The sequence below is a fragment of the Plantactinospora sp. BC1 genome (assembly GCF_003030345.1).
Classification (GTDB): Bacteria; Actinomycetota; Actinomycetes; order Mycobacteriales; family Micromonosporaceae; genus Plantactinospora.
This window is the reverse complement of the sequence record NZ_CP028158.1, coordinates 7,508,243-7,525,753: the sequence shown is the minus strand read 5'-3', so window position 1 is coordinate 7,525,753 and position 17,511 is coordinate 7,508,243. Positions and strand designations below refer to the sequence as shown.

15 protein-coding genes and 1 pseudogene are annotated in these 17,511 nt (G+C 72.7%); 8 read left to right on the top strand and 8 right to left on the bottom strand.

Annotated features, from left to right (window positions below):
- Nucleotides 1–91 precede the first annotated feature (91 nt).
- The 3 genes from C6361_RS33050 to guaB are packed head-to-tail and all read right to left on the bottom strand — an operon-like array spanning nucleotide 92 to nucleotide 4,266.
- On the bottom strand, nucleotides 92–1,510 hold the full coding sequence (locus C6361_RS33050) for a M1 family metallopeptidase (RefSeq protein ID WP_107270129.1): 1,419 nt from the start codon (nucleotides 1,508–1,510) through the stop codon (nucleotides 92–94).
- A gap of 25 nt (nucleotides 1,511–1,535) precedes the next feature.
- Complete coding sequence (locus C6361_RS33045) at nucleotides 1,536–2,654, bottom strand: GuaB3 family IMP dehydrogenase-related protein (RefSeq protein ID WP_107260754.1); 1,119 nt, start codon at nucleotides 2,652–2,654, stop codon at nucleotides 1,536–1,538.
- 49 nt (nucleotides 2,655–2,703) lie between these two features.
- Nucleotides 2,704–4,266, bottom strand: coding sequence for an IMP dehydrogenase (guaB, locus tag C6361_RS33040; protein ID WP_107270128.1), 1,563 nt, complete (start codon nucleotides 4,264–4,266; stop codon nucleotides 2,704–2,706).
- Nucleotides 4,267–4,572: 306 nt separating this feature from the next.
- On the opposite strand from guaB, the gene C6361_RS33035 reads away from it, so the two are divergent.
- Entirely contained in the window at nucleotides 4,573–4,998 is a 426-nt protein-coding gene (locus C6361_RS33035) for a DUF5319 domain-containing protein (RefSeq protein WP_107260758.1), read from the top strand.
- Nucleotides 4,999–5,023: 25 nt separating this feature from the next.
- Here the strand turns inward: C6361_RS33035 and C6361_RS39360 are convergent, their stop codons facing one another.
- Together C6361_RS39360 and C6361_RS38565 are read right to left on the bottom strand one after the other, a co-directional pair.
- Nucleotides 5,024–5,215 carry a response regulator transcription factor gene (locus C6361_RS39360; protein WP_369930863.1) on the bottom strand — a complete coding sequence of 64 codons (192 nt, stop codon included), beginning with the start codon at nucleotides 5,213–5,215 and terminating at the stop codon, nucleotides 5,024–5,026.
- A pseudogene (locus C6361_RS38565) lies at nucleotides 5,209–6,070 on the bottom strand (helix-turn-helix transcriptional regulator). The gene C6361_RS39360 and the pseudogene C6361_RS38565 overlap by 7 nt, the downstream one beginning before the upstream one ends.
- 253 nt (nucleotides 6,071–6,323) lie before the next feature.
- On the opposite strand from C6361_RS38565, the gene C6361_RS33020 reads away from it, so the two are divergent.
- Nucleotides 6,324–6,734: a WhiB family transcriptional regulator gene (locus C6361_RS33020; RefSeq protein ID WP_107264240.1), complete on the top strand. Its 411-nt coding sequence runs from the start codon at nucleotides 6,324–6,326 to the stop codon at nucleotides 6,732–6,734.
- A 37-nt stretch (nucleotides 6,735–6,771) separates the two neighbouring features.
- Here C6361_RS33020 and C6361_RS33015 read toward each other — a convergent pair whose 3' ends face one another.
- The 3 genes from C6361_RS33015 to groES all read right to left on the bottom strand — a co-directional run bounded on the left by C6361_RS33015 (nucleotide 6,772) and on the right by groES (nucleotide 10,606).
- Nucleotides 6,772–8,337, bottom strand: a complete 1,566-nt coding sequence (locus tag C6361_RS33015; RefSeq protein WP_107271326.1) for a molybdopterin-dependent oxidoreductase — start codon at nucleotides 8,335–8,337, stop codon at nucleotides 6,772–6,774.
- Between the two features lie 228 nt (nucleotides 8,338–8,565).
- Nucleotides 8,566–10,212 carry a chaperonin GroEL gene (gene groL / locus C6361_RS33010; protein ID WP_107260760.1) on the bottom strand — a complete coding sequence of 549 codons (1,647 nt, stop codon included), beginning with the start codon at nucleotides 10,210–10,212 and terminating at the stop codon, nucleotides 8,566–8,568.
- A gap of 79 nt (nucleotides 10,213–10,291) precedes the next feature.
- On the bottom strand, nucleotides 10,292–10,606 hold the full coding sequence (gene groES / locus C6361_RS33005) for a co-chaperone GroES (RefSeq protein ID WP_199187625.1): 315 nt from the start codon (nucleotides 10,604–10,606) through the stop codon (nucleotides 10,292–10,294).
- Nucleotides 10,607–10,854: 248 nt separating this feature from the next.
- On the opposite strand from groES, the gene C6361_RS33000 reads away from it, so the two are divergent.
- The 6 genes from C6361_RS33000 to C6361_RS32975 all read left to right on the top strand — a co-directional run bounded on the left by C6361_RS33000 (nucleotide 10,855) and on the right by C6361_RS32975 (nucleotide 17,503).
- Nucleotides 10,855–12,078, top strand: coding sequence for a methyltransferase domain-containing protein (locus C6361_RS33000; RefSeq protein WP_107270127.1), 1,224 nt, complete (start codon nucleotides 10,855–10,857; stop codon nucleotides 12,076–12,078).
- Between the two features lie 10 nt (nucleotides 12,079–12,088).
- Complete coding sequence (gene ybaK, locus C6361_RS32995; protein ID WP_107264242.1) at nucleotides 12,089–12,568, top strand: Cys-tRNA(Pro) deacylase; 480 nt, start codon at nucleotides 12,089–12,091, stop codon at nucleotides 12,566–12,568.
- A 382-nt stretch (nucleotides 12,569–12,950) separates the two neighbouring features.
- Nucleotides 12,951–14,042, top strand: coding sequence for a sugar ABC transporter substrate-binding protein (locus C6361_RS32990; RefSeq protein ID WP_107270126.1), 1,092 nt, complete (start codon nucleotides 12,951–12,953; stop codon nucleotides 14,040–14,042).
- A 166-nt stretch (nucleotides 14,043–14,208) separates the two neighbouring features.
- Nucleotides 14,209–15,033, top strand: coding sequence for an ATP-binding cassette domain-containing protein (locus tag C6361_RS32985; protein WP_107270125.1), 825 nt, complete (start codon nucleotides 14,209–14,211; stop codon nucleotides 15,031–15,033).
- On the top strand, nucleotides 15,030–16,295 hold the full coding sequence (locus tag C6361_RS32980) for a sugar ABC transporter permease (protein ID WP_107260768.1): 1,266 nt from the start codon (nucleotides 15,030–15,032) through the stop codon (nucleotides 16,293–16,295). Before C6361_RS32985 ends, C6361_RS32980 begins: the two co-directional genes overlap by 4 nt.
- A gap of 8 nt (nucleotides 16,296–16,303) precedes the next feature.
- Nucleotides 16,304–17,503: an ROK family transcriptional regulator gene (locus C6361_RS32975; RefSeq protein ID WP_107260770.1), complete on the top strand. Its 1,200-nt coding sequence runs from the start codon at nucleotides 16,304–16,306 to the stop codon at nucleotides 17,501–17,503.
- The last annotated feature ends 8 nt before the right edge of the window (nucleotides 17,504–17,511 follow it).

Below are 17,511 nucleotides of genomic sequence, written 5' to 3'. Positions count from 1 at the left end.
GACCCTACCGTCGGTGATTCGTCACGGGCTGCCGGGTCACCGGCCGTTGCGATCGGACGTACCACCCGATCGCCTGGCCAGATCAACACGTTCAGGGAACGGGTGGTGCCGTGGTGCCGGAGAGCCAGGCGTCGAAGAGCGGCCGCAACGGCTTCCCGGAGACCCGCTCGGCGTGCGCGACCAGGTCGTCGGTGGTCGCGTTGCCGTCCCGCCGCTCGGTCGTCCAGCTCGTCAGGATCCGGAAGAACATCTCGTCGCCGACCGTACGCCGCAGCGCGTGCACGGCCAGCGCACCCCGCTTGTAGACCGCCCGGCTGAAGATCTCCGACCGGCCCGGGTCCAGCGCCGGCTCCGCCCAGTCGGTGCCGGCGTACTCCTGCTCGAACATCGTCTGCGCGCTCGGCCCGCCGTCGTGCTCGGTCCAGAGCCACTCGGCGTAGCTGGCGAAGCCCTCGTTGAGCCAGAGGTCGCTCCAGCGCCGGATCGAGACGCTGTCCCCGAACCACTGGTGCGCCAGCTCGTGCGCCACCACCTCCAGGTTCGGGCCGGTGGCGAAGAACGAGGGGCCGTACACCGGGCGGGACTGGGTCTCCAGGGCGTACCCGATCCGGCTGTCGGCGAGCGCGATCCCGCCGTACGCCTCGAACGGGTACGGGCCGAACCGGCTGGCCAGGAAGTCGACGATCTCACCGGTACGGGCCAGTGACCGCTCCGCCGGCCCGCCCGCCGGCAGGCCCTCGGCGATCGCGGTGACCAGCGGCTTGCCGGCGTGCGTACCGGTGCTGACCCGGTATTTCCCGATCACCAGCGTGACCAGGTAACTGGCCATCGGGGCCCGCTCCGCCCAGCGCCAGGTGGTCCAGCCGGCGTCGGTGCTGCTGCCGCCCGGGGTGCCGTTGCTCAGCGCCGCCAGCCCGTCGGGCACGGTGGCCTCGATCCGGTAGGTCGCCTTGTCCAGCGGATGGTCGTTGACCGGGAACCAGGTGCTCGCCGACTCCGGCTGGCCGAGCGCGATCGCACCGTCCGAGGTGTGCAACAGCCCGCCGCTGCCCAGCTCGGGGCTGGTGATCGGGGCCGGCTTGCCGGAGTAGCGGACCCGTACCCCGAACCGGCTGCCCTCGCCGAGCCCGGTGGCCGGGGTGACCACCAGCTCGGCGCCGGTCCGAGCGTGCGCGGCGTCGACGCCGTCCACCTGTACGGAGGAGACGGTCAGCCCGGCCAGGTCGAGGTTGAACCGGGACAGGTCCTGGGTGGCGGTCGCCTCGATGCTGGCGTCGCCGGTCAGCTCGTCGGTCGCCGGGTCGTACCTGACCCGGAGGTGGTAGCTGGCGACGTCGTAGCCGCCGTTGCCGTAGGTCGGGAAGTACGGGTCGCCGATCCCGGGCGCGCCGGGGCGGAAGCCCCCGGTCGGCCGGTCGTCCCGGCGGGTGCCGGTGCAGCCGCCGGTCGAGAGCGCCACCAGCAGCGTCGCCAGTACGCCGGCCAGCGCCGGCCGCCCCGGCCTGATCATCACGCCTCCGCGATCACGGTGGCGACTACCGGTCGAGGACGAGCCCCACCTTCTGGAACTCCTTCAGGTCCCGGTAGCCGCACTTGGCCATCGCCCGGCGCAGCCCGCCGAACAGGTTCAGTTGGCCCTCCGGGTCGTCCGACGGCCCGTAGAGCAGTTTCTCCATCGAGCCGAGCGGCTCGTCGGCCACCCCGTAGGCGCCGCGCGGCAGCTTCGGGTGGCTGGCCGCCGGGTGCCACCAGGCACCGCCGGCCGGCGCCTCGGCGCAGAGCGAGAGCGGCTCGCCGAGCATCACCGCGTCGGCGCCGCAGCCGAGCGCCTTGGCGATGTCGCCGGAGGTCTGGAGGTCGCCGTCGGCGATCAGGTGCACGTACCGGCCACCGGTCTCGTCGAGGTAGTCCCGGCGGGCCGCCGCCGCGTCGGCGATCGCGGTGGCCATCGGCACCCGGATGCCGAGCACCGACTCGGTGGTCGACCAGTCGTCGCCGCCGAGCCCGACGATCACGCCGGCCGCGCCGGTACGCATCAGGTGCAGCGCCGTCTTGTAGTCGGTGCAGCCACCGGCGACGACCGGCAGGTCGAGGTCGGCGATGAACTCCTTGAGGTTCAACGGCTCGTCGGTGGTGGAGACGTGCTCGGCCGAGACGATGGTGCCCTGGATCACCAGGATGTCCACCCCGGCGTCCAGGATCACCGGGGCCAGCGCCAGGGTGTGCTGCGGGGAGACCCGGACGGCGACCGTGGAGCCGCCCTCGCGCATCTGCCGGACCCGCTCGGCGATCAGCTCGGGGCGGATCGGCTCGGCGTACACCTCCTGGAGCCGGCGGGTGGCCGCGGAGCCCTCCTCCAGCCGGGACAGCTCCTCCAGGATCTTGGCCGGCTCCTCGTAGCGGGTCCACAGCCCCTCGACGTTGAGCACCCCGAGCCCGCCGAGCCGGCCGAGGGTGACCGCCGACTCCGGGCTCATGGTGGCGTCCGACGGGTGCCCGACGCAGGGGATCCCGAACTGGTACGCGTCGAGCTGCCAGGCGGTCGAGACGTCGTCCACGTCCCGGGTACGCCGGCTCGGCACGATCGCGATGTCGTCCAGGTGGTAGCCGCGCTGTGCGGTCTTGCCCAGCCCGATCTCGACCACGTCACGCATGGGTCACTCCAGAGTAGAAAGGGGGGTGGTGGCGGGGAGGCGGTGACCGTCAGCGGGTGTGGTAGTTCGGTGCCTCGACCGTCATCTGGATGTCGTGCGGGTGGCTCTCCTTCAACCCGGCGGCGGTGATCCGGATGAGCTGTCCCCGGCGGTGCAGCTCGGGGATGGTCTCCGCGCCGACGTAGCCCATCGCCAGCCGCAGTCCGCCGACGAGCTGGTGGGCGACCCGGGCCAGCGGGCCACGGTAGGGCACCTGGCCCTCGACGCCCTCCGGCACCAGCTTCTCCTCGCTGGCCACGTCGTCCTGGAAGTAGCGGTCCTTGGAGTACGACCGGGCCTGCCCGCGCGACTGCATCGCGCCCAGCGACCCCATCCCCCGGTACGCCTTGAACTGCTTGCCGTTGATGAACATCAGCTCGCCGGGGCTCTCCTCGGAGCCGGCGAGCAGGCTGCCGAGCATCACGGTGTCGCCGCCGGCCACCAGCGCCTTGGCGATGTCGCCGGAGTACTGGATTCCGCCGTCGGCGATCACCGGCACCCCGGCCGGGCGGGCGGCCCGGGCCGCCTCCATGATCGCGGTGATCTGCGGTACGCCGACCCCGGCGACGATCCGGGTGGTGCAGATGGCGCCCGGCCCGACCCCGACCTTCACCGCGTCGGCACCCGCCTCGACCAGCGCCTTCGCCCCCGCGTAGGTCGCCACGTTCCCGCCGATCACGTCGACGTTGGTGTCCTTCTTGAGCCGGCCGACCATGTCGAGCACGGCCCGCTGGTGCCCGTGCGCGGTGTCCACGATCAGCACGTCGACCCCGGCCTCGACCAGCGCGCGGGCCCGCTTGTAGGCGTCCTCGCCGACCCCGACGGCGGCGGCCACCCGGAGCCGGCCGGCGTCGTCCTTGGTGGCGAGCGGGTACTGCTCGCTCTTGGCGAAGTCCTTGACGGTGATCAGGCCGCGCAGCCGCCCGTCCGGGTCGACGATCGGCAGCTTCTCGACCTTGTGCCGGCGCAGCAGGTCGAGCGCCTCCTCCTTGGTCACCCCGACCTCGGCGGTGACCAGCGGCATCGGGGTCATGATCTGGCGTACCGGGGTGCCGCCGTCGGTGACGAACCGCATGTCGCGGTTGGTCACGATGCCGACCAGAGTGCCCTGGGCGTCGGTCACCGGCACCCCGGAGATCCGGTAGCGGCCGCAGAGCGCGTCGACGTCCCGCAGGGTGTCGTCCGGCCCGCAGGTGACCGGGTTGGTGACCATGCCGGCCTCGGAGCGCTTCACCAAGTCGACCTGGAGCGCCTGGTCCTCGATCGAGAGGTTGCGGTGCAGTACCCCGATGCCGCCGTTGCGGGCCATCGCGATCGCCATCCGCGCCTCGGTCACCGTGTCCATCGGGCTGGAGACCAGCGGGATGGCGATCTCGACGTTGCGGCTGAGCCGGGTGATGGTGTTCACCCGGCTCGGAATGATCTCGGACTCGCCGGGTTGCAGCAGTACGTCGTCGAAGGTCAACCCGAGCGGCACCACCCGGGCCGAACCGGCCGGCAGTTCGGGCAGGTGCCCGGCGAGCTGGTCGGCGTCGGTGGCCAGCGGAAGGTCGTTGGTGGGTCGGTTCTCCACGATGTGTCCCCTGCTGCTGTGGTTGACGATGCTTGTTGACGGTGCTCTGGTCGGTTGACGGTGCTCCGGTTGACGGTCGACGACGGTCACCGCCGACCCGGCCGCGATCTCGCCGACGCGGGTCGGTCGGCGCTGAGCTGGTCGGACAGGCTGCCCGCGCGGGGCGGCGCCAGGGTTCGCCCCGGGGTACGGCGCGATGGTTCATCGTACCCATCCGGCGGGGTGGGCGTCGCGGGCGCGGGTACAGCGGCGGTACAGGCCACAACGGGTGACCACGCCGGGCGGTGTTGGGACTACGGTGGAGGGGTGCACGAGGAGCCGATCGACCCGTTCAACGGTGACCCCGCCGATCCCTCCGCCGGCCTTGACGACCCGGGCGAGGAGACCGAACTCGACCCGCTCAGCGAGGTCGAGCGCCAGGACGTGCTGGAGGACCTCGCCGACCTGGAGATCTACCAGGCGCTGCTGGGTCCGGTCGGGGTACGCGGCCTCGTGATCGAGTGCGAGGACTGCCGGGAGCCGCACTACTTCGACTGGGACCTGCTCCGGGGCAACCTGCGGCACCTGCTGACCTCCGGCCGGCCCCGGGTGCACGAGCCGGCCTACGATCCCGACCCCGATCATTACGTCACCTGGGAATACGCCCGTGGCTACGCGGACGGGGTGCACGACACCCTGAGCGAGACCGCCGACGAGAACGAGGGCGAGGCCGAGACCGAGACCCCGCGCTGAGCGGGGACGGCCCACCGGGTGGGGGTCAGGCCACCAGGCCGGCCCGGAACCCGGCCGCCACCGCGTGCGCCCGGTCCCGGGCTCCGAGCTTGCGGAACAGGCGCCGGGCGTGGGTCTTCACGGTGTCCTCGGAGACGAAGAGTTCCCGGCCGATCTCCGCGTTGCTCTTCCCGTCCGCCATCCCGACCAGCACCTGCATCTCGCGCTCGGTCAGCACCGGCCGGCGGGCCGGAGCGGCCCGGCCGGCTCCGCCCGGGCCGTCGGCGCCGCGCGACTCCTGGCCCGGAGCGCCTCCGCCGGGCCCGTCCGGGCCGGCCTTCTCCGCCGGGTACGACTGCCCCGGGGCGGTACCGGTCGAGGTGCCCTGGTCGGTCGGCGCGTTCGGGTCGTCGCCACGCTGGGCCGGTACCACCGCCGGCCCGGTCGGCTGTTCCCCGGTGGTCTCGCCGGCACCGGTACGCGATTCCGGGTCCTCGCGCCGACGCGGGGCCGACTCGTCCCCCGGTGAGCGGCCGCCCGGCGTCTCCCCGCCCGGACCGTCCCGGCCGGGTCCGGTGGGCGCCCGCACCACACTGCCCAGCCGCTGCCCGGCCGAGGGCTGGCCGCCCGGCTCACCGGGCTCGCCGCCGCGGCCGGCGCCGACGGGGCCGGCCTGACCGCCACCGGCCAGCGCGCCGCCGGGCAGGGCGGCACCGCCCCGACCGGGCCGGCCGCCGAGCAGCAGGATCGCCTTCGCGACCACGCTCACCAGGTCGTGGTCGCTGCCCTGGATCAACCCCCGGGCGCCGGCCGCGATGGTCGCCGCGGCGACTCCCGGGTCCTCGGCGCCGAGCAGCAGGATCGCCGCCCCGGGTGACCGGGCCAGGACCCGCCGGGTGAAGCCGACGCTGTCCGGGCGGGTGAGCGCGGTGTCCGCGAGCACCACGTCCGCCGGCCGCTCGGCGAGCCGGAGCATGGCTTCGGGGTCGGACACCGCGGTGCGGACAGCGGCGGCCAACCCGAGCCGGGCCGCCGCCGCCGCGACGTTCTGGGCCGCGAGCGGGGTCCGGACGCAGACAAGAACGGTGCGCACGGTGCTCTCCTCTCCGCAACGAGGAGACCACGCCGGTGAATGATCATGATGAGTTTCCACGGATGAACCACAAACTTTTTGGACGATTCGCCCCAGGGAGCGGATTCGGCGCCAGAAGTTCGCGATCAAGTACGTGTGAGCCGTCCACACCCGGGGTACCGGAACCCGTGGTCGGATCGGTGCGCCTGCGCGGCCCGCCGCCCGGATCTCGGCCGAGCAGGTCATCGCGGTGCCGCGCGGAAGGAGGGTGCTGATGTCGAACGTACGCAGGCTGCCTGGACCCATCGTCGATCTGTGGGAGTGGCAACGGCTTGGCGCGTGCCGGGGCCGGGACAGTGCCCAGTTCTTCCACCCGGAGGGTGAGCGAGGCTCGTCCCGCAACCGTCGCGAGGCCAGCGCCAAGGCGGTCTGCGTGACCTGCCCGGTTCGTGCCGAATGCGCCGCCCACGCGCTCGCCGTACGCGAGCCGTACGGGGTGTGGGGTGGCTTCAGCGAGTCCGAGCGGCTCCGCCTGCTCGCCGTCGGCTGGGAGGACCTCGCCGACCGTCGACAGAGCCGGGTGGACGTGGCCAGGCTGGAAGCCCGGCTCGGCCGGCCGTTCCGGTCGACGATGCCCGCCACCAACGCTCGGCCCGAGCCGGTACCGATCCAACGCTCCGCCTGACCCGACGACGGCCCGCGCCCGGCCCGCCCCCGGGCGCTCAGCCCACCGTCACGGTGACCGTGTGCCAGCCGGTGGCCCCGTCCGGCTCGACCGGGCGCGACTGCCCGGTCTGCACCGTCCCGGTCGCGTCGGTCGCGCGGACCCGCAGGGTGTGCTCGCCCGGGGTGGCGAGCCATCGCCAGGACCACTGCGCCCAGGTGTCGGTGGAGACCGATCCGGCCAGGGTCGCCGGCTGCCAGTCCCCGTCGTCGACGCGTACCTCCACCCGGCGGATCCCGACGTGCTGCGCCCAGGCCACCCCGGCGACGGTGACCGGGCCGGCCGGCACCGTCCGGCCCGCCCGTGGGGTGTCGATCCGCGACTGGGTCTTGACCGGCCCCCGCGCCGACCAGCCCCGGGGCACCCAGTAGGCGTCGAAGTCGGCGAAGCTGGTCAGCTCCAGCTCCACCACCCACTTGCAGGCCGAGACGTAGCCGTACAGGCCGGGCACCACCACCCGGGCCGGGAAGCCGTGCTCGATCGGCAGCGGTTCGCCGTTCATCCCGACCGCCAGCATCGCGTCCCGGCCGTCGGTGAGCAGCTCGGTCGGGCTGCCGCAGGTCCAGCCGTCGGAGGAGCGCGCCACCACCTGGTCGGCGCCGGGCAGCGGCCCGGCCTCGGCGAGCAGCGGGCCGAGCGGTACGCCGAGCCAGCGGGCGTTGCCGACCAGCTCCCCGCCGACCTCGTTGGAGACGCAGGCGAGGGTGATGTGCCGTTCGATCATCGGCCGGGCGAGCAGGTCGGCGAAGCGCAGCGTCACCGGGTTCCGCACCCGACCGTGGATCCGCAGCCGCCAACTCTCCGGGTCCACCCGGGGCACCACGAGTGCGGTGTCGATCCGGTAGAAGTCCCGGTTCGGCGTGACGTACGACGACAGCCCCGGAACCCCGAGTTCGGCGGCTGCCGGCACCGGCGCCGCCGGGCTGGCCGGGGCCGGCAACTCGACCGCCGCACGGGCGGCCGAGACACCCCGCCGGGTCGACAGCCAGCGCCCGCCGAAGCCACCCACCGCCGCCCCGCCGACCGCGAGCCCGACCCCGGTCAGGAACCGCCGCCGGGCGTACTCGTCCGGGTGGGCGGTGACCGCGACGGTCGGTGCGGCCAGGGACCGGCCGAGCGGTCCGGCGACGAAGAGCCGCAGTACGCCGGCCGCGAGTACGGCGCCGACCAGCGAGGGGAGCGCGGCGAGCGGGCCGGCCCCGGGCCGGGTCAGCGCCGCGAGTACCCCGACCGCGCCGAAGAGGGCGATCCCGGCGTACCCGAGGGGCCGTGACCGGACCGCGACCAGCCCGACCAGGACGGCGAACCCGGCCAGCAGCACGGCGGTGCCGACCAGGAGTGCGATCTTGTCGTAGACGTAGAAGACGTCGACGGCGAACCGCTTGAGCGGGGCGGGCGCCAGGTCCACCACCGCGCCGCCGACCGCGACCAGCGGGGCGGAGCGGGCGCCGGTGAACACCGCCACCACCTCGGCCGCGCCGACCGCGACCGCCGCGGCGGCCACCCCGGCCAGCGCACCGAACCGGCGCGGCAGGCCGCCGCGTCCCGCCGGGGTCGTCGCCATCGGCCCGTCACCGCCCAGATCCGGGAGCACCCTCATCGGACCAGTGTCCGTCGGCCGTGGCCCGGGCGGAAAGGCGCGCCGGGGTACGTGGGCCGGGGGCGGCGACAGCCCGGAAACGAAGATCCGCGTGAGCGGGGCCGGACGTGGAGAGTCCCACGCCGGCCCGCTCACGCGGATCCCGGTGTCGCGGTCGGGCGGTGCGGATCGGTGTGATCCGGACCGGACCGGTCAGAAGCCCGGACCGTGCTGGTGGCCGTGACCGTGACCGTGGCCGTGCCCACCGGCGGCGGCCGGCTCGGCCTTCTCCGGCTTCTCCACGACCAGGCTCTCGGTGGTCAGCAGCAGCCCGGCGATCGACGCCGCGTTGGTGACCGCGTTGCGGGTCACCTTCACCGGGTCGATGATGCCGGCCTTGGCCAGGTCCTTGTACTCGCCGGTGGCGGCGTCGAGGCCGTTGCCCCAGCCCTGCTCGGCGACCTTCTGCACCACCACGTAGCCGTCGTGGCCGGCGTTCTGGGCGATCCACCGCAGCGGCTCGACCAGTGCCTTGCGGACGATCGAGACGCCCACCTTCTCGTCACCGGTCAGGCCCAGGTCGCCGTCGAGCGCCGAGCGGATCTGCACCAGCGCGGCGCCGCCGCCCGGTACGGTCCCCTCCTCGACCGCGGCCTTGGTCGCGGCGATGGCGTCCTCGATGCGGTGCTTGCGCTCCTTCATCTCGACCTCGGTCGCCGCACCGGCCTTGATCACCGCGATGCCGCCGGAGAGCTTGGCCAGCCGCTCCTGGAGCTTCTCGCGGTCCCAGTCGGAGTCGGACGCCTCGATCTCCTTGCGGATCTGGGTGATCCGCTCGGAGACGTCGTTGTCCCGGCCCCGGCCGTCGATCACGGTGGTGTTGTCCTTGTCGACCACCACCCGGCGGGCGGTGCCGAGCACCTCCAGGCCGACCGAGTCGAGCTTGTAGCCCAGCTCGGGGGCGACCACCTCGCCGCCGGTCAGGATCGCCATGTCCTGGAGCATCGCCTTGCGCCGGTCACCGAAGCCGGGCGCCTTCACCGCGCAGACCTTGACGGTCTTGCGGATCGCGTTGACGACCAGGGTGGAGAGCGCCTGCCCCTCCACGTCCTCGGCGATGATCAGCAGCGGCTTCGCGGTCTGGAGGACCTTCTCCAGCAGCGGCAGCAGCTCCTCGATCGAGGAGATCTTCTGGGTCGTGATCAGGATGTACGGCTCGTCGAGCACCGCCTCCTGCGACTCGGTGTCGGTGACGAAGTTCGGCGAGATGAAGCCCTTGTCGAACTGGAGACCCTCGGTGACCTCCAGCTCGGTGGCGAGGGTCGAACCCTCCTCGACGGTGATGACGCCGTCCCGGCCGACCTTCTCCATCGCCTCGGCGATCAGGTCACCGATGGTGGCGTCCTGCGCCGAGATGGTCGCCACGTTCGCGACCGACTCCCGGCTGCCCACCTCGACGGCCTTCTCCAGCAGTGCCTCGGAGATCTTCTCGGCGGCCAGGTCGATGCCCCGCTTGAGCGCGGCCGGCCCGGCGCCGGCGGCCACGTTGCGCAGCCCCTCCCGGACCATGGCCTGGGCCAGCACGGTGGCGGTGGTGGTCCCGTCGCCGGCGACGTCGTTGGTCTTGGTCGCCACCTCCTTGACCAGCTGCGCGCCGAGGTTCTCGTACGGGTTGGTGAGCTCGATCTCCTTGGCGATGGTCACGCCGTCGTTGGTGATCGTCGGAGCACCGAACTTCTTGTCCAGGACGACGTTGCGCCCGCGCGGGCCGAGAGTGACCTTGACCGTGTCCGCGAGCGTGTTGACACCGTGCTCCAGCAGGTGCCGGGCGTCATCCGAGAAGCTCAGAATCTTCGCCATTGTGTAAACAGGGTCCCTTCACGAGCGCTGCCCCGGCCCGGCAGGGCCGGTCCGGGGCAGCGTCACTGGATCAGTCAGATCACTTCTCGATGACGGCGAGGACGTCGCGGGCGGAGAGCACCAGGTACTCCTCGCCGGCGTACTTGACCTCGGTGCCGCCGTACTTCGAGTAGATGACCGTGTCGCCGACCTTCACGTCAACCGGGATCCGGTTGCCGTCGTCGTCGAAACGGCCGGGGCCGACAGCGAGGACGGTGCCCTCCTGCGGCTTCTCCTTGGCGGTGTCGGGAATCACGATGCCCGACGCCGTGGTCGTCTCAGCCTCGTTCGCCTGGACCAGGATCCGGTCCTCGAGCGGCTTGATCGCAACCTTGGTCGCGGTAGTCACGGGCATACCCTCCTGGGGTACTGGTTTCTGTGCCGGCCGGCGAGCCGACCAGCGTCAATCTGCCACATGCCACCGGGCGGGTCCGTCGTCGCGGGTGCCGGTCCGCCTGGCGTTCAGCTCCCGGACAGCGGCCCGAAAGCTGGCACCCTCGGTTTGAGAGTGCTAACGGCAGGTTATGCCGACGGCTAGCACTCCGTCAAGGAGAGTGCCAACCCGACACGCCCGGGACCGCCCCCGGCCGGCACAATGCTCCGGTGGACGTCGAGCAGCTCGCCGCGCTGCGTACTCCGGACGGGTCAACCGCGCTGGCCACCGCCGCCGAGCTGGCCGGCGGCGACCCGCTGGGCGCGGCGGCCGCGCTGCGCTCGGCCGGGGTACCCCCGGGGCTGGCCGCCGCCGCGCTGACCCAGGCCGAGCTGCGGCGCCGGGCGACCGCCAAGTTCGGCCCGGCGGCGGCCCGGATGTTCTTCACCCGGGCCGGGCTGGAGCAGGCCACCCGGGCCGGGGTCGCGGCCCGCCGGGCCGCCCGGCTGCGCGCCGCCGGGGTGTCCACCCTGGTCGACCTCGGCTGCGGTCTCGGCGCCGACGCGCTCGCCGCCGCCCGGGCCGGCATCCGGGTGTACGGCGTGGAGGCGGACCCGGTCACCGCGGCGATGGCCGCCGCGAACGCCGAGGCGGCCGGGGTGGCGGACCGGTTCACCGTCACGCTCGGCGACGCGACCCGGTTCGACCTGACCGCCGTCGACGACCCGGCAGACGCGGTCTTCTGCGACCCGGCCCGGCGCCGGGCCGGCACCGGCCGGCGGATCTTCGACCCGGCCGCCTACTCCCCGCCCTGGGACTTCCTGCTCGGCCTCGCCGACCGGGTGCCCCGGACGGTCTTCAAGGTGGCGCCCGGGATCGACCACCGGCTGCTGCCGGCCGGCGCCGAGGGCGAGTGGGTCAGCGTCGACGGCGACCTGGTCGAGGCGACCGTCTGGTCCGGCCCGCTCGCCGCCAAGCCCCGCCGGGCCACCCTGCTGGCCGGGACGGCGGTGCGGGAACTGACCGGGGACGGGACCCGCCGGGCCCCGGTCGGCCCGGTCCGGCGCTTCCTCTACGACCCGGACCCGGCGGTGGTCCGGGCGCACCTGGTGGCCGAGTTCGCCGGTACGGTCGACGGCACCCTCGCCGACCCCGAGATCGCGTACGTCTACGCCGACACCGCCCGGCCCACCCCGTACGCCCGGTGCCTGGAGGTGCTCGAGTCGCTGCCCTTCTCACTGAAGCGGCTGCGTACCCGGCTGCGCGACCTCGACGTCGGGCGGGTGGAGATCCTGAAGCGGGGCTCGGCGCTGGAGCCGGAGCGGCTCCGCCGCGACCTGCGGCTGACCGGCTCGCTGCCGGTCAGCCTGGTGCTGACCCGGGTCGCCGACGCACCCACCGTGCTGCTCTGCCGTCCGGTGCCGGCCCCGGAACCGGCGGCGTCGACCGGGTAGGGTGCGGACCGTGGCGGGCAGGGGCACACCGGCGACCGCGCTGCTGACGCGGCAGCGGATCCCGCACACGCTGCACCCGTACGACGTCGCGCCGGAGACGCCGAACTACGGCGCCGAGGTGGCGGCGGCGCTCGGCGTACCCCCGGAGCGGGTCTTCAAGTCGCTGGTCGCCAGCGTCGACGGGGTGCTGACCGTGGCGGTGGTACCGGTCACCGGGGAACTCGACCTGAAGACGCTGGCGACGGCGGTCGGTGGCAAGCGGGCGACGCTGGCCGACCGGACGCTGGCCGAGCGGACCACCGGCTACGTCCGGGGCGGGATCAGTCCGCTGGGTCAGCGCAAGGCGCTGCGTACCGTGGTCGACGCCTCCGCCGAGCGCTTCCCCACCATCTACGTCTCGGCGGGCCGCCGGGGGCTGCAACTCGAACTCGCCCCGGCCGACCTGATCCGGCTCACCTCGGCCACCACCGCGCCGGTCGCCGCACCCTGATCCCGGTCCTCGGTCGCCCGGTCCACGCCCTCGGCCGGCGGTCCGGGCGGTCCGTCCGGGCCGCCGCAGGAACGATCATTTCCGGCGTATCGCCACCGGCCGATCCCGGGATGTCGCTCACGTTGCCGAATTGTTATCGCCAACAACAAACTCGTGGCCTCGGTGACCTTGCCCCGAGGAGTCTTCGCGCAATACGTTGCCGGACACAACAAAAGTGAGGCGGGCGATCGCCACGGCCCACCGACGCCCCGCCGGAGCGCGACCCGGCGGAGCCGCTATCCAGGCAGCCCAACGGGGGGAGGCCACGGGCCGCACGACGACCGTCCAGGCGTACCACCGCTGGAACCCGAGACACCACACCCACCCCGAAAGGACCCGTGCAATGCGCAGAGGGATCCTCACCATCGCCGCCGTGGGCCTGCTGACCACGGGCGGCCTCGCCGCCTGCGGCGACGATTCCGGCGACGGCAGCGGTAACACCCCCGAGCCGAAGATCGGCGTCATCCTTCCGGACAGCGCCTCCTCGGTCCGCTGGGAGACCGCGGACCGCAAATACCTGGAGGCGGCGTTCGACGCGGCCGGCGTCAAGCACACCATCCAGAACGCCCAGGGCGACAAGGCGCAGTTCCAGACCCTCGCCGACCAGATGCTGACCGAGGGCGTCACCGTCCTGATGATCGTCAACCTGGACTCCGGCACCGGCAAGGCGGTGCTGGACAAGGCCAAGAGCCAGGGCGTACCCACCATCGACTACGACCGGCTGACCCTCGGCGGCTCGGCCGAGTACTACGTCAGCTTCGACAACGAGGCCGTCGGCAAGCTCCAGGGCGAGGGTCTGGTCAAGTGCCTGACCGACAAGGGCGTCAAGAACCCGGTAATCGCCGAACTGAACGGCTCGGAGACCGACAACAACGCCACGCTCTTCAAGAACGGCTACGACGGCGTACTGAAGGCCAAGTACGACTCCAAGGAGTACGTCAAGGGCCCCGACCAGTGGGTACCCGCCTGGGACAACGCCCAGGCCGGCACGATCTTCGAGCAGATGATGACCCAGCAGAACGGCAAGATCGACGGCGTACTGGCCGCGAACGACGGGCTGGGCAACGCGGTCATCTCCGTGCTGAAGCGGAACAAGCTCAACGGCAAGGTTCCGGTGACCGGCCAGGACGCCACCGTGCAGGGCCTGCAGAACATCCTCGTCGGTGACCAGTGCATGACCGTCTACAAGGCGGTCAAGCAGGAGGCCGACGCGGCCGCCGAGCTGGCGATCGCGCTGGCCAAGGGCGAGAAGAAGGCCGCACCCACCACCGTCCGGGACCCGGAGGGCAACCGGGACGTGCCGGCCGTGCTGCTGGAGCCGAAGGCCATCTACAAGGAGAACGTCAAGGACGTCGTCGCCGACGGCTACGTCACCAAGGAAGAGCTCTGCAAGGACGCCTTCGCCGCCGCCTGCACCGAGGCCGGCGTGAGCTGACCGTACGACGGCAGCGGGCTCGACCGCCCCGCCGAGACGCCGCCCGGTACGGAACCATCCGTACCGGGCGGCGTCCTCGCCGCCCCAGAGAACTGGACCGGACCCGTGATCGGACACCCCGCGATCGGCACCCGCCACCGGACACCCGTGTAAAGGAGACCAACCCGTGTCCGCGACACCCCTGCTGGAGCTGCGCGGGATCGACAAGAGTTTCGGTCCCGTCCAGGTCCTCCGCGACGTCGACCTGTCGGTCAACCCCGGCGAGGTGACCGCGCTCGTCGGTGACAACGGCGCCGGCAAGTCCACCCTCGTCAAGTGCGTAGCCGGGATCCACTCGGCCGACGGCGGCGAGATCCTCTTCGAGGGCCGACCGGTGCAGATCCACAACCCCCGGGACGCCGCCACCCTCGGCATCGAGGTCGTCTACCAGGACCTCGCGCTCTGCGACAACCTCGACATCGTGCAGAACATGTTCCTCGGCCGGGAGAAGCGCAGCGGCCTCGTCCTCGACGAGCCCACCATGGAGCAGATGGCCGCCGAGACCCTGGCCGGGCTCTCCGTGCGGACCGTGAAGTCGCTGCGGCAGCACGTCTCCAGCCTCTCCGGCGGGCAACGGCAGACCGTGGCGATCGCCAAGGCCGTGCTCTGGAACAGCCGGGTCGTCATCCTCGACGAACCGACCGCCGCACTGGGCGTGGCGCAGACCGCCCAGGTGCTCGAACTGGTCCGCCGGCTGGCCGACAACGGCCTCGCCGTCGTGCTCATCTCGCACAACATGAACGACGTCTTCGCCGTCTCCGACCAGATCGCCATGCTCTACCTCGGGCAGATGGTCGCGCAGCTGCGGACCAGCGACGTCACGCACGCCCAGGTGGTCGAGCTGATCACCGCCGGCCGCAGCGGCGGCCTCGGGCTGACCGGCGAGAACGGCAACGGCAAGCACGACACCCCACCCAGCACCGAGACGACGAGCGCAGGAGTCGACAGATGAGCGCCGCCCCTCCCACCATCGTGGTGCCGCCGGTCGAGGTGCCGGCCGCGCCGGTGCCCACGGTCGGCAGCCACTTCCGGGACTACCTGGCCCGGGTACGCGGCGGCGACATGGGCGCGCTGCCGGCCGTACTCGGTGTGATCGTGCTCTGCGTCGTCTTCGCCGCGCTGCGCCCGAACTTCATGACCGAGGGGAACTTCGCCAACCTCTTCACCCAGGGCGCGGCGGTGACGCTGATCGCGATGGGGCTGGTCTTCGTCCTGCTGCTCGGCGAGATCGACCTCTCCGCCGGCTTCGCCAGCGGGGTCTGCGCGGCGGTGCTGGCCCAGCTCGTCACCCTCCAGGGCTATCCCTGGTACGTCGCGGTCGCCGCCGCGCTCGTCACCGGCGTGGTGATCGGGCTGGTGATCGGCTTCCTGGTGGCCAAGGTCGGCATCCCGTCCTTCGTGGTCACCCTCGCGGCGTTCCTCGCCTTCCAGGGGATCGTGCTGCTGCTGATCAAGGGCGGCACCAACGTCTCCGTCCGGGACGAGGTGCTGGTGGCGATCGCCAACCGGAACATGCCGCCGTGGCTCGGCTGGGCGCTGACCCTGCTCGGCGTGGCCGGCTACGCCGCCGTGCAGCTGATCCGGCACCGCAAGCGCAGCGCGCTCGGGCTGGTCACCGAGCCGCTCGCCGTGGTGCTGATCCGGATCGGGGCGCTGGCGGTGATCGCCGGTACCGCCGTCTACCTGCTGAACCTGGAACGCAGCCGCAACGTGCTCGTCTCGCTCAAGGGCGTACCGATCGTGGTGCCGATCATCGTCGTCCTGCTGGTCGTGCTCACCTTCGTACTGCAACGCACCGCGTACGGCCGGCATGTCTACGCGGTCGGCGGCAACCGCGAGGCGGCCCGGCGGGCCGGCATCAACGTGGACCGGATCCGGATCTCCGTCTTCGTGATCTGCTCCTCGATGGCGGCGATCGGCGGCATCGTGGCGGCCAGCCGGGCCACCTCGGTCGACGCCAACACCGGGGGCAGTAAGGTCCTGCTCTACGCGGTCGGCGCGGCGGTGATCGGCGGCACCAGCCTCTTCGGTGGCAAGGGCCGGATCGTGGACGCGGTGCTCGGCGGCGCGGTGATCGCGGTCATCGACAACGGGATGGGGCTGCTCGGCCGCAGTTCCGGATTCACCTTCGTGGTGACCGGACTGGTGCTGCTGCTCGCGGCCAGTGTGGACGCCCTCTCCCGACGCCGGGCCGCAGCGACCGGTAACCGATAAGGGGCACGATGCGCGCGGGGCCGAGCCAGGAGGAGATTCGCCGGCAGAATCTCGGCGCGCTGCTGCGGTACGTGCACATCCACGGAGCGACCTCCCGGGCGGAGCTGACCACCTCGCTCGGGCTGAACCGGAGCACCATCGGCGCCCTCACCGCCGAACTGGCCGCCGCCGGGCTGGTGAGCGAACGGGCACCCCGGGAGACCGGGCGGGCCGGACGGCCGTCGCTGGTCGTCCGGCCCGAGTCGGGGCGGGTCTTCGCGTACGCGTACAGCGTCGAGGTGGACCGGTTGCGGGCCGCCCGGATCGGGCTCGGCGGGGTCGTACTCGACCGCCGGCAGGCCGAGCGGCCGCCGGGGCTGCCGGCGGTGGAGAGCCTGCCGCTGCTGGCCGGCTTCGTGAAGGAGATGCACCAGGCGGTACCGGACGGCTCGGTCTACGTCGGCAGCGGCGTGGCGGTCTGCGGCCGGTTGCGCCGCCCGGACGGCGCGGTGCACATCCGGCCGGAGAGCGCCGCCTGGGCCGGCGGCGGCGAGCTGGACAAGCGACTGGCCGAGGCGCTCGGTGAACTGCTGCCGCAGGAGCGCCCGGTGCTGGTCAGCAACGCCGCCGACGCCAGCGCGGTCGCCGAGCACGCCCGGGGTGCGGCCAGCGGCTACGACGACGTCATCTACCTGCACCGGGACGTCGGCATCGACGCCGGGATCATCGTCGGCGGGCGGCGGCTGACCGGGCAGGGCGGTTACGCCGGCGAGGTCGGGCACATGGTGGTCAACCCCGGCGGAAGTCCGTGCGGCTGCGGCTCGTACGGCTGCTGGGAGACCGAGATCGGCGAGTACGCCCTGCTGTTGGCGGCCGGCCGGGGCGAGGCCGTGGGCCGGGAGGCCGCCCTGCGGGTGGTCGACGCGGCCGCCCGGGGTGACGCGAACGCCCAGGCGGCGGTCCGGCAGGTCGGCGACTGGCTCGGGTTCGGGGTGGCGAATCTGATCAACATCTTCAACCCGGGTGTGGTCATCTTCGGCGGCACCCTCCGGGACGTCTACCTCGCGGCGGCGGCCCGGGTGCGTAGCCGGCTCAACTCGCTGGCCCTGCCCACCCCGCGCGAGCAGGTGCGCCTGCGTACCCCGCAACTGGGCGAGGACGGCGCGCTGGTCGGTGCCGCGGAACTGGCCTTCGAGCACCTGCTCGCCGACCCGCTCGACGCGGGCTGACCGGGCAC

Coding starts and splice junctions, on each gene's coding strand:
- C6361_RS33020 (WP_107264240.1), top strand. CDS start 6,324: ATGTCGAACGTACGCAGGCTGCCTGGACCCATCGTCGATCTGTGGGAG.
- C6361_RS32990 (WP_107270126.1), top strand. CDS start 12,951: ATGCGCAGAGGGATCCTCACCATCGCCGCCGTGGGCCTGCTGACCACG.
- C6361_RS33050 (WP_107270129.1), bottom strand. CDS start 1,510: ATGATCAGGCCGGGGCGGCCGGCGCTGGCCGGCGTACTGGCGACGCTG.
- C6361_RS32980 (WP_107260768.1), top strand. CDS start 15,030: ATGAGCGCCGCCCCTCCCACCATCGTGGTGCCGCCGGTCGAGGTGCCG.
- C6361_RS33045 (WP_107260754.1), bottom strand. CDS start 2,654: ATGCGTGACGTGGTCGAGATCGGGCTGGGCAAGACCGCACAGCGCGGC.
- groL (WP_107260760.1), bottom strand. CDS start 10,212: ATGGCGAAGATTCTGAGCTTCTCGGATGACGCCCGGCACCTGCTGGAG.
- groES (WP_199187625.1), bottom strand. CDS start 10,606: ATGCCCGTGACTACCGCGACCAAGGTTGCGATCAAGCCGCTCGAGGAC.
- C6361_RS32975 (WP_107260770.1), top strand. CDS start 16,304: ATGCGCGCGGGGCCGAGCCAGGAGGAGATTCGCCGGCAGAATCTCGGC.
- C6361_RS33015 (WP_107271326.1), bottom strand. CDS start 8,337: ATGGCGACGACCCCGGCGGGACGCGGCGGCCTGCCGCGCCGGTTCGGT.